Raw genomic sequence first — 11,131 nt, 5'->3', positions numbered from 1 at the left:
GGGGGCAACACCAGTGGCCTGGCACAGCCGGTTCCGCGGTGTTTCTGGGTTGCGCTGCGTCGGGCCCGATTGACCAGAACTTCAGGCCCGCCAACGAGTCAGCTTGACTTTCCACCACCCGTCAGGAGACGACCCATGCTCGAACAAGACATGACCCGCGACGCCGAAGCCCTGCTGGGCGGCCGTGCCGATCAAGCGGGCCCCACCCGCCGCACCGCCCTCAAGGCCGCCCTGGGCGCGGGCTATGCCGCCGCCGCCGCGCCGCTGATGGCCCAGACGGCGATTCGCACCTCGTCCGACGGTTTGACCGTGGGCGAGGTGATGATCGATGTGGCCGGTTTCAAGATGCCGGCCTACCGCGCCGCGCCGGCCGGCAAGACCGGCCTGCCCGTGGTGCTGGTGCTGTCCGAGATCTTCGGCGTGCACGAGTACATCGCCGACACCGCGCGCCGCTTCGCCAAGGCGGGCTATCTGGCCATCGCCCCCGAGCTGTTCGTGCGCCAGGGCGACGCCCAGGGTTACGGCGAAATGGCCAAGCTCATCGCCGAAGTGATCAGCCAGGTGCCCGACGCCCAGGTGATGGGCGACCTGGACGCCACCGTGAAGTGGGCGGCCGCCAACGGCGGCGACACCAGCAAGCTGGGCATCACCGGCTTTTGCTGGGGCGGGCGCCAGGTCTGGCTGTACAGCGCGCACAACCCGGCGGTGAAGGCGGGCGTGGCCTGGTATGGGCGCCTGGTGGGGCAGCAGAACGCGCTCACCCCGAAGAACCCGGTGGACGTGGCCGGCCAGCTGCACGGCCCGGTGCTGGGGCTCTACGGCGCGGCCGACACCGGCATCCCGCTTGACACGGTTGATAAGATGAAATCGGCCTTGGCGGGCGGCAGCGCGGCGGCCAAGGCTTCGACCTTCGTGGTGTACCCAGACGCACCGCACGCCTTCCACGCCGACTACCGGCCGAGCTTCCGCAAGGAGCCGGCCGAGGACGGCTGGAAGCGTGCCCTGGCCTGGTTCAAGCAGCACGGCGTGGCCTGAAACGAGACACCTCGCCGCGCTTCGCGCGACCCCCTCAAGGGGGCGACACCCGCGGCCCGGCCCAGCCGGTTCCGCGGTGTCACTCGGTTCGACCGCCCGTGCTCCGCAGGTCTTGTTCTACCGAGTAACTGAATACTGATATGACCTTGTTGGCCATTCTTATCGGAACGGTCGCGGCCGGTGTCGGCAGCGTGTGGATCGCGGCGCTGCTGGGCTACGCCATGCTGGCGCGCTTCACGCAGCACATGCTCAGCCTGGCGGCCGGCGCCCTGCTGGCCACGGCCTTCATGCACCTGCTGCCCGAAGCCTTCGAGAGCGCGGCCGGCGCGCACGAGCTGTTCGCGCTGCTGCTGGGCGGCCTGGTGTTCTTCTTCCTGCTCGACAAGGCCGAACTCTGGCACCACGGCCACGAGCATGGCCATGAACACGGCCAGGAGGCCGGGGACGGGCACGCCCACCACCACCACCACGGGCACCACCACCACGAGGAGCGGCGCGCCGGCGGCTGGGCCGTGCTGCTGGGCGACAGCGTGCACGCCTTCGGCGACGGCATCCTGATCGCCTCGGCCTTCGTGGCCGACCTGCGGCTGGGCGTGGTGGCGGCGCTGGCGGTGCTGGCGCATGAGGTGCCGCACCACATGGGCGACCTGGTGGTGCTGCGCCAGACCTCGCGCTCGCCGCGCGCGGCCCTGCTCAAGGTGTCGATGGCGGGCACGGTCACGGCCCTGGGCGGCCTGGTGGGCTACGCGCTGCTGGCCTCGCTGGACGACTGGCTGCCGTACTTCCTGGTGGCGGCGTCCAGCAGCTTCGTCTACGTGGCGCTGGCCGACCTGATCCCGCAGCTGCAGAAGCGGCTGAGCCTGCGCGAGACGGTGGCGCAGATCGCCTGGCTGGCGGTGGGCATCGGCATGGTCACGCTGGTGAGCGGCCTGGCGCACGGCGGGCACTGAGCGCGCCGGGCCGGGCGCCCGCTCACAGTTTCTGCGACTCGCTCTCGCTCCAGCGTGGCGGGTTGCCGAAGCAGAAGCGGAAGGTGGCGCCCTGGCCGACGGCGCCTTCGGCCGAGAGCCGGCCGTCGTGCCGCTCGATGATGCGGCGCACCGTGGCCAGGCCGATGCCGGTGCCTTCGAACTCGCTGGGCCGGTGCAGGCGCTGGAAGGGTTTGAAGAGCTGGTCGACGTACTTCATGTCGAAGCCCACGCCGTTGTCGCGCACGAAGAAGCTGGGCGTGCCGTCCTCGGCAATGCCGTCCAGGCCGAACTCGATGTGGGCCTCCTCGCGGTCGCGCGTGTACTTCAGCGCGTTGCCGATGAGGTTTTCCAGCACGATGCGGGCCAGGCGCGGGTCGCAGTCGGCCTCCAGGTCTTGCGCCAGCTCGGCGCGCACGCGGCGCTGCGGCGCGCGCGCCAGTTCGTGGTCGAGCACGCTGCGCGCGAGCTCGCTCAGGTCGATCGGGCTGCGCTGCAGCACACCCTGGCTCACGCGCGCCAGCGCCAGGAGGTCGTTGATGATGGCGCCCATGCGCTGCGAGGACTGCAGCACGCGGTCGAACAGCTGCTGCGTGTCCTCGTCGAGCTTGCCGTCGAGCTGCTCCTGCATGAGGCGCGTGAAGCCGTCGATGGCGCGCAGCGGCGATTTGAGGTCGTGCGAGACGGAGTAGGCGAAGGCGTCGAGTTCGGCGTTGAGCTTCTGCAGCTCGGCCGTGCGCTCGCGCACGCGCTGCTCCAGCGTTTCGTTCAGGCTCACGATCTCGCGCTCGCGGCGCAGGCGCAGCAGCTCGGCGTTGGCGCGGCTGGCGAAGATGGAGATGAGGGCCTGGACGTCGGCCTTCACCGTCACCGGCGTGCGCCACATGGCGATCAGCATGCCGGTGGCCTGGCCATCGGCGTCGCGCAGCGCCTGGCCCAGGTAGGCCTGGAAGCCCTGGGCGCGCAGCTGCGGCGCGTTGGGGTAGTTCTCGGCCAGTTGGGCGGTGCAGGTCATCAGGCCGGTCTGGCGCAGGGTGTCGGCGCAGGGCGTGCCGGCCACGTTGAAGCGGAAGTTGCGTGCGGCGCGGCCGTCGCGCCACACGCCCAGGGTCTGCAGCTCGCCGTCGTCGGTGGTCTCGGCCAGGGCCACGAGGTTGGCGCCGATGGCGTTGCTCAGGGTTTCCGCCAGCGCGCCGAAGAAGGCCTCGCCGGTCTCGGCGGCCACGCCCTTGGCCACTTCGAGCAGCAGGGCCTCGCGGCGCTTCTCTTCGCTGACGTTGACGCTGGAGGACAGGATGCAGGGCTCGCCGTCGATGTCGACGATCTCGGCCCAGACGCGCGAGTCGACCAGCGTGCCGTCCTTGTGCCGCATCTGCGTGTCGTAGCCGTCCACGTGGCCATCGCGGCGCAGGCGCTCGATGAAGCGCTCGCGGTCCTCTGGCGTGAGCCAGGCACCGACCTCGACCGAGGTGCGCCCCAGCAACTCCTCGGGTTCCAGGCCCTGCGCCTTGTCCTTGGCGCGGTTCACTTCCAGGAAGCGGCCGTCGGACAGGCGCGTGATGGTGAGGTTGAGCGGCGCGAAGTGGAAGGCCTTGGAGAACAGCGCCTCGGAGCGCTGCAGGCGGCGGATGAGCTCTTCGCGGCCGGTCATGTCGCTCACCGTGGTGATGATGAGCCGGTCCTCGTCGTCGTTGCCCATCTCGCTGGAGACCATGGCGTCGAACTCGCTGCCGTCGGCGCGGCGGCCGCGGGCGCGGTGCTGGGCGATGTGGCGCTCGGCGATCAGGCGCTCCATGTAGCGCTCGCGCTCCATGGGGTCGGCCCAGAGGAAGGTGTCCTGGCGGCCCAGTACCTGGCTGCGCCGGTGGCCGTAGCAGCGCTCGAAGGCGGGGTTGACGTCGAGGATGGCGCCCGTGCGCGCGGACTGCGCGATCATGGGGCTCGGGCTGGAGCGGAAGATGCGCGTGAAGCGTTCCAGGCTGCGGTCGCGCTCCTGCTCGGTCTGGTGGCGCCGCTCGAGCTCGTGCCGCAGGCGCTGCAGCGCGCGGTGGCTGACGGCGCGGCCGTGCATGACGACCAGGCCCACGACCACCAGGGTGGTGGCCTGCGTGAGCCACACGCGCAGGTTCATCGAGAAGTTGGGCGTGTGCGCGAAGCCGCCCTGGGCTTCGATCCAGCCCAGCAGGCCCAGCAGCGCGGCCGTGACCACCACCGAGGCCAGCAGCGCGCGCCGTCCGAGGAAGATGCCCGCCCCGACCACCGCGGCCACGAACAGGAAGTTGACCGCCGTGCGCACCGAGCCATAGACGACCACCGAGAACGTGGCGGTGGTCAGCACGCCCAGGATGACCAGCGCGGCCACCGGTTCCGGCGAGAGCCGGCGCGTGCGCAGCGCCAGCCAGCAGGCCCAGGCCACGGCCGACAGGGCGCCGGCGAGGGAGGCCTCGCTCTGCTCGGGGGGCGACAGCAGCAGGTCCATCGCGGCGATGCCCAGCGCCGCGATGCCGACCACCATGCAGACCCACAGCAGGGTCTTGCGCAGGTCGGCCGCGTCGGGCGTTTCGGCCCGCGCCGATACGCCGACCGAGTCAGGCCCTTGCATCAGCCTCTCGCACGCGGCGTTCCCTCGGTGTTGCACCAGGCGCTCCAGCTGCCCGGGTACAGGGTGGTGGTGCCCAGGCCGGCGACGGCCATGGCCAGCAGATTGGGCACGGCGCTCACGCCGCTGCCGCACTGGTGCACCACGCCGGCGGGGTCGCGGCCGCCGAGCAGGGCGTCGAATTCGCGGCGCAGCTGGTCGGCGGGCTTGAGGCGGCCATCGGCCTGCAGGTTCTCGCCGAAGGGGCGGTTGAGTGCGCCCGGCACATGGCCCGCCACCGGGTCCAGTGGCTCGACCTCGCCGCGAAAGCGCGCGCCCGCGCGCGCGTCGATGACGGTGGTGTCGGCCCGGCCCAGGCGGGCCTGCAGGCCCGCCGTGTCCACCGTGGGCGCCAGCGAAGGCCCCAGGCGAAAGTCGCCCGCCGGACGGGCCTGCGCCGGGCCGCTGTCCAACGCGCCGCCGGCGGCTTTCCAGGCGGCCAGGCCGCCATCGAGCACGGCCACGGCCTCGTGGCCGCACCAGCGCAGCATCCACCACAGCCGGCCGCAGTAGTTGAGGCCCTGGCGGTCCATGGCCACCACTTGCACGCCCGGGTTCAGGCCCAGCTCGGCCAGCCGGGCCGCGAAGCGCTCGCGGCTGGGCAGGGGGTGTCGGCCCTCGCTGGCCGGGCGGCCCTTGTCGCTGAGGTCGCGGTCCAGGTCCACGTAGATCGCACCGGGCAGGTGCTCGGCCTCGAACTGCGCGCGGCCCGCGGCCGGGTTCATCAGGTCGAAGCTGCAGTCCATCACCAGCACGGGGGCGCCGGTGTCGAGCAGGGCCCGCAGCTCGCGGACTTGTATCAACAAGTTAAGCATGCGCACATTGTGATGCAGATCGCATGCGTTTCCCGTGGCCCGGGGCTAGGGTTCTTCCGCAGGCACGGGCGGCACGGTGCGCGAGCGCAGCACGGTGGCCGCGATGCCGCTGACGACGATCAGCGCCATGCCGAGCCAGCCGATCAGCGGCAGGCGGTCGCCGAACACGGTGATGCCGAACAGCGCCGCGAACACGATGCCTGAGTACTGCAGGTTGGCGACCACCATGGTGGCGCCTTGCGCGTAGGCGCGCGTCAGGCACAGCTGCCCGAACACCGCGAGCAGGCCGATGGGCAGCAGCCACAGCGCGCCGGGCCAGTGCCAGGGGGTGGCGCCGACGAACATCATGCCGAGGAGTCCCGCCAGCGCCGAGCCGAGCGAAAAGTAGAAGACCGTGCGGCTCTCCGGCTCGCCCACCTTGGACAGCGCGGCCACCTGCAGGTAGGCCAGGGCGGCGAACACGCCCGACAGCAGGCCCACCAGGCCGGCGAAGGCCTGGTCATGGTGGAAGCTGGGCCGCAGCATGAGGCCCACGCCCACGAAGCCCGCGATCACCGTGAAGAACAGCGGCGCCTGTTCGCGCACCGGCGAGCCGCGCGCCTGCGTGAGCACCGCGCCGCCGAGCAGGAAGGTGGCGATCCACACGCTGCTCATGTAATTGAGCGTCATGGCCGTGGCCAGCGGCAGCAGGGCGATGGCGTAGAACCAGGCCGTGAGCGAGATGGTGCCGACCAGGCTGCGCCAGGCGTGCATCATGGGCACGCGGGTGGCCAGCGACACGCCCTGCCAGCGCGTCAGGCCCCACAGGAAGGCCATGCCCACGAGGCCGCGGTAGAACACGGTCTCGAAGCTGTTGAAGTGCGCGGCGGCGAACTTGATGCACACGCCCATGCTCGCGAAGAAGAGGGATGCGAGCAGCATCCAGAGCGCCTGCATGCGTCAGCCCCCACGCTCCGCCGCTGCGCGGCTCGCTGCCCCCCGAGGGGGGGCGTTGCGCCTTGGGGCGGCCCGGCGGCGAAACCTGTTCGCGTAGATGCGCATATCAGCCGGCGAAGGCCGTGCCCATCTTCTCGCGGTACCACTCGTGGAAGTGCTGCATGCCGTCTTCCATGGGGCTCTGGTAGGGGCCGACCTCGTTGTCGCCGCGCGCCAGCAGGGCCTTGCGGCCCGCGTCCATGCGCTCGGCGATCTCGTCGTCCTCGATGCAGGTCTCCATGTAGGCCGCGCGCTGCGCCTCGACGAATTCCCGCTCGAAGGCGGCGATTTCCTCGGGGTAGTAGAACTCCACCATGTTGAGCGTCTTGTCCACGCCGATAGGGTGCAACGTGGAGACGGTCAGCACGTGCGGGTACCACTCCACCATGATGTGCGGGTAGTAGGTGAGCCAGATCGCGCCTTGCTCGGGCAGCTGGCCCTGGCGGTAGTTCATCAGCACATCGTGCCAGCGCTGGTAGGTGGGGCTGCCAGCTTGGCCGAGCAGGTTCTGCGCGCCCACCGTCTGCACCGAGTACTCGCGCCGGAACTCCCAGCGCAGGTCCTCGCAGGTGACGAAGTTGCCCAGGCCCGGATGGAAGGGCCCCACGTGGTAGTCCTCAAGATAGACCTCGATGAAGGTCTTCCAGTTGTAGTTGCACTCGTGCAGTTCGACGTGGTCGAGCACCATGCCCTCGAAGCTCAGCGTCTCGCGCGGGCCCATGCCGGCCAGGTCGGCCTCGATGTCGCGGCCGTTGTCCTCGAACAGCAGGCCGTTCCACTCGCGCAGCCGGTAGTTGTTGAGGTTCAGGCAGGGGTCGTGCGCGAAGTGGGGCGCGCCCAGCAGCTGGCCGGCGGGGCCGGCGCCGGCGGGCGTGTGGGTGCCGCTGTAGGTCCAGCGGTGCAGGGGGCAGACGATGTTGCCTCCCGCGTGGCCGGGCTGGTGGCCCTGCAGGTTGCCGCGGCCCTTGAGCATGATGGCCTGGCGGTGGCGGCAGACGTTGGAGATCAGCTCGACGCCCGAGGGCGTGCGCACCAGTGCGCGGCCTCCGCCCTCTTGCGGCAGGGCGTGGTAGTCGCCGATGTTCGGAACGGAGAGAGCGTGCCCCACGTAGCGGGGCCCGCGCTGAAAGATCGTCTCCAGCTCGCGCTGGAACAGCGCCTGGTCGAAGTAACTCGACACCGGGAATTGGCTTTTGGCCTGCTGAAGTTGAAGACTCAAATCAGACATGCTTGTCCTGACCTAAAGACTCCCCCTATGAAGGGGCAGGGAAGCGCTGTGCTCGTCAGACGAATTCGCGCGGGATGGGTGTGGGTGCGTCCCTCCGGGCCCGCAGGGCCCGTCGTTTCGGAAAAAAAGAGCGCGGATTGTACCCCTGGGGTGCATCGGGCGTGGGGCGGCGGAAATGCCCCCTCGCTAAAATGGCCGCTTTGTCTCGAATGCCCCCCAGGGGTTTCTTTCCCACGAGGCCCATGACGCCACCGCCCGCCCGCAAGGCCCCCGCCGAGACACCGCCCGTGGCCCCCAGCTACGAGGCCGCGCTGCAGGAACTCGAGCAACTCGTTGCCCAGCTCGACGCCGGCCAGTTGCCCCTTGACCAACTGCTCTCGCGCTACCAGCGCGGCGCCGAGCTGCTGGCCTTCTGCCGCGACCGTCTGCAGGCGGTGGAGCAGCAGATCCAGGTGTTCGAGGCCGGGCAGAGCAAGCCCTGGGAGGCCGAATGAACGGGGCCCCCCACGCTCCCTCGCTGCGCGAGTCGCGGCCCCCCCAGGGGGCTGAGCCGTCTTGGGGCGGCCCGGCGGCGGCTCGCGCGGTGCTGGACCAGACCTTCGTGCAGTGGCGCAGCGCGCAGCAGGCCGCGGTGGAGCAGGCGCTGTCGGGCTGGGTGCCCCTGGACGCCCCCGCCGGCCTGGGCGAGGCCATGCGCTACGCGGTGCTCGACGGCGGCAAGCGCCTGCGCCCGCTGCTGGTGCTGGCCACCTGCGAGGCCGTGGGCGGCCAGGCCGACGCCGCGATGCGCGCGGCCTGCGCGGTGGAACTCATCCACGCCTACTCCCTGGTGCACGACGACATGCCCTGCATGGACAACGACGTGCTGCGCCGGGGCAAGCCCACGGTGCACGTGAAGTTCGGCGAGGCCCAGGCCCTGCTCGCGGGCGATGCCCTGCAGGCCCTGGCCTTCGAGCTGCTGGTGCCCGGCGACGGCAGCCTGGGCGACGCCATGAGCGCGCGCCTGTGCCGCCTGCTGGCGCTGGCCGCCGGGGCCGACGGCATGGCCGGCGGCCAGGCGGTGGACCTGGCCAGCGTGGGCATCGCCCTGGACCAGCGCCAGCTGGAGGCCATGCACCGGCGCAAGACCGGCGCCTTGCTGCAGGCCAGCGTCACCATGGGCGCGGCCACCGGCGCCGTGGCGCGCGACACCCTGGCCGCACTCGCCGACTACGGCGCCTGCGTCGGCCTGGCCTTCCAGGTGGTGGACGACATCCTCGACGTCACCGCCGATTCGGCCACGCTGGGCAAGACCGCGGGCAAGGACGCCGCGGCCGACAAGCCCACCTTCGTGTCGCTCATGGGGCTGGGGCCGGCCCAGGCCTATGCCGACAATGTGCTGGCGCGCGCCCACGCCGCGCTGGACCGCAGCGGCCTCGAGCGGCCTGGCACGCTGCATGCCCTGGCCGACTGGGTGGCCCACCGCGCCAGCTGAGGCCCGAGAACCGTCCGTGAACGACGACGCTCCATGAACGCACCGATCACCGCCTTGCTCGACACCATCTCATCGCCGGCGCAGCTGCGCCAGCTCACGCGCCCGCAGCTCAAGCCGCTGGCGGACGAGCTGCGGCAGTTCCTGCTCAACAGCGTGGCGCGCACCGGCGGGCACCTGAGCTCCAACCTCGGCACGGTCGAGCTCACCATCGCGCTGCACTACGTCTTCAACACACCCGAGGACCGGCTGGTGTGGGACGTGGGCCACCAGACCTACCCGCACAAGATCCTCACCGGCCGGCGCGACCGCATGGACACGCTGCGCCAGCTCGGCGGCATCAGCGGCTTCCCGCGCCGCGACGAGAGCGAGTACGACACCTTCGGCACCGCCCACTCGTCCACCAGCATCTCGGCCGCGCTGGGCATGGCCCTGGCGGCCAAGGCCAAGGGCGAGGACCGCCGCGCGGTGGCCATCATCGGCGACGGCGCCATGACCGCCGGCATGGCCTTCGAGGCACTGAACAACGCAGGCGTGGCCGACGGCAAGCTGTTGGTCGTGCTCAACGACAACGACATGTCGATCTCGCCGCCCGTGGGCGCGCTCAACCGCTACCTCGCGCAGCTCATGAGCGGGCAGTTCTACGCCGCCGCCAAGCACGTGGGCAAGCAGGTGCTCAAGGGAGCGCCGCCGCTGTTCGAGCTGGCCAAGCGGTTCGAGCAGCAGGCCAAGGGCATGGTGGTGCCGGCCACGCTGTTCGAGAAATTCGGCTTCAACTACATCGGCCCCATCGACGGCCACGACCTCGACTCGCTGATCCCCACGCTGGAGAACATCCGCCAGCTCATGGACGCCCACGAGGGCCCGCAGTTCCTGCACGTGGTCACCAAGAAGGGCCAGGGCTACAAGCTCGCCGAGGCCGATCCGGTGGCCTACCACGGCCCCGGCAAGTTCGACCCCGCCGTGGGCCTGACCAAGCCCGCCACGCCGCCCAAGACCACCTTCACGCAGGTCTTCGGCCAGTGGCTGTGCGATATGGCCGCGGCCGATTCGCGCCTGGTCGGCATCACGCCGGCCATGCGCGAGGGCTCGGGCATGGTCGAGTTCCAGCGCCGCTTCCCCGACCGTTACTTCGACGTCGGCATCGCCGAGCAACACGCCGTGACCTTCGCGGCCGGCCTGGCCTGCGAAGGCCTCAAGCCGGTGGTGGCGATCTACTCCACCTTCCTGCAGCGCGCCTACGACCAGCTCATCCACGACGTGGCGCTGCAGAACCTGCCGGTCGTCTTCGCGCTCGACCGCGCGGGCCTGGTGGGCGCCGACGGTGCCACGCACGCGGGCGCCTACGACATTGCCTACCTGCGCTGCGTTCCCCAGGTGTCGGTGGCCTGCCCGGCCGACGAGGCCGAGTGCCGCCAGCTGCTGTCCACCGCTTTCGCGCAGAACCATCCGGTGGCCGTGCGCTACCCGCGCGGCGCGGGCGTGGGCGCGGCCCAGCCCGAGGGCCTGGACGGCCTGCCTTTCGGCAAGGGCGAACTGCGCCGCAAGGGCCGCCGCGTGGCCATCCTGGCCTTCGGCACGCTGCTCTACCCGGCGCTCGGCGCGGCCGAGCGGCTGGGCGCCACGGTGGCGAACATGCGCTGGGCCAAGCCGCTCGACACCGACCTGCTGCGCGAGATCGCGCGCACGCACGAGGCCATCGTCACGGTGGAAGAGGGCAGCGTCATGGGCGGCGCCGGCAGCGCCGTGATGGAGGCGCTGCAGGCCGAGGGCCTGGCGCTGCCGGTGCTGGCGCTGGGCCTGCCCGACAGCTTCATCGAACACGGCGATCCGGCCAAGCTGCTGTCCCTGCAGGGCCTGGACGCCGCCGGCATCGAGCGCAGCGTGCGCGAGCGCTTCGGCGCGCTCCTGGACGGTGCGTCGGGCCTGAAGGTCGTGGCCTGACCCAGGCCGGACTCAGCCTGACGCCAGGCTGAACGCTTCCCCCCGGACAAGCCCTCG

At 71.0% G+C, this 11,131-nt stretch carries 9 protein-coding genes; 5 read left to right on the top strand and 4 right to left on the bottom strand.

From position 1 onward, the window contains the following. Window positions 1-135 precede the first annotated feature (135 nt). On the top strand, window positions 136-1,035 hold the full coding sequence (locus BHU06_RS08750; protein WP_070398802.1) for a dienelactone hydrolase family protein: 900 nt from the start codon (window positions 136-138) through the stop codon (window positions 1,033-1,035). Between the two features lie 140 nt (window positions 1,036-1,175). Next, window positions 1,176-1,985 carry a ZIP family metal transporter gene (locus BHU06_RS08745; RefSeq protein ID WP_070398801.1) on the top strand — a complete coding sequence of 270 codons (810 nt, stop codon included), beginning with the start codon at window positions 1,176-1,178 and terminating at the stop codon, window positions 1,983-1,985. A 22-nt stretch (window positions 1,986-2,007) separates the two neighbouring features. Here the strand turns inward: BHU06_RS08745 and BHU06_RS08740 are convergent, their stop codons facing one another. From BHU06_RS08740 to BHU06_RS08725, 4 genes are all read right to left on the bottom strand, one after another. Beyond that, window positions 2,008-4,605 carry a PAS domain S-box protein gene (locus BHU06_RS08740; RefSeq protein WP_070398800.1) on the bottom strand — a complete coding sequence of 866 codons (2,598 nt, stop codon included), beginning with the start codon at window positions 4,603-4,605 and terminating at the stop codon, window positions 2,008-2,010. After that, window positions 4,605-5,456: a sulfurtransferase gene (locus BHU06_RS08735; RefSeq protein ID WP_070398799.1), complete on the bottom strand. Its 852-nt coding sequence runs from the start codon at window positions 5,454-5,456 to the stop codon at window positions 4,605-4,607. Before BHU06_RS08735 ends, BHU06_RS08740 begins: the two co-directional genes overlap by 1 nt. Window positions 5,457-5,501: 45 nt before the next feature. Continuing rightward, complete coding sequence (locus tag BHU06_RS08730; protein WP_070398798.1) at window positions 5,502-6,392, bottom strand: DMT family transporter; 891 nt, start codon at window positions 6,390-6,392, stop codon at window positions 5,502-5,504. Between the two features lie 106 nt (window positions 6,393-6,498). Beyond that, window positions 6,499-7,659 (bottom strand): aromatic ring-hydroxylating dioxygenase subunit alpha, encoded by a 1,161-nt coding sequence (locus BHU06_RS08725; protein WP_070398797.1) that lies wholly within the window; start codon window positions 7,657-7,659, stop codon window positions 6,499-6,501. A gap of 242 nt (window positions 7,660-7,901) precedes the next feature. On the opposite strand from BHU06_RS08725, the gene xseB reads away from it, so the two are divergent. From xseB to dxs, 3 genes are read left to right on the top strand one after another with little or no spacing between them, the layout of a single operon-like run. Continuing rightward, a complete protein-coding gene (gene xseB / locus BHU06_RS08720) occupies window positions 7,902-8,153 on the top strand; it encodes an exodeoxyribonuclease VII small subunit (RefSeq protein WP_070398796.1) in 252 nt (83 codons plus the stop codon). Beyond that, window positions 8,150-9,133, top strand: a complete 984-nt coding sequence (locus tag BHU06_RS08715) for a polyprenyl synthetase family protein (RefSeq protein WP_239478268.1) — start codon at window positions 8,150-8,152, stop codon at window positions 9,131-9,133. Before xseB ends, BHU06_RS08715 begins: the two co-directional genes overlap by 4 nt. Before the next feature lie 33 nt (window positions 9,134-9,166). Next, the gene (gene dxs / locus BHU06_RS08710; protein ID WP_070398794.1) at window positions 9,167-11,074 is read left to right on the top strand and encodes a 1-deoxy-D-xylulose-5-phosphate synthase; all 1,908 of its coding nucleotides are present in this window, start codon (window positions 9,167-9,169) and stop codon (window positions 11,072-11,074) included. Window positions 11,075-11,131: the final 57 nt, after the last annotated feature.

The organism is Hydrogenophaga sp. PML113 (assembly GCF_001777155.1).
In the GTDB taxonomy this organism is placed as follows: Bacteria; Pseudomonadota; Gammaproteobacteria; order Burkholderiales; family Burkholderiaceae_C; genus Hydrogenophaga; species Hydrogenophaga borbori.
This window is presented reverse-complemented; position numbering and strand designations above follow the sequence as displayed.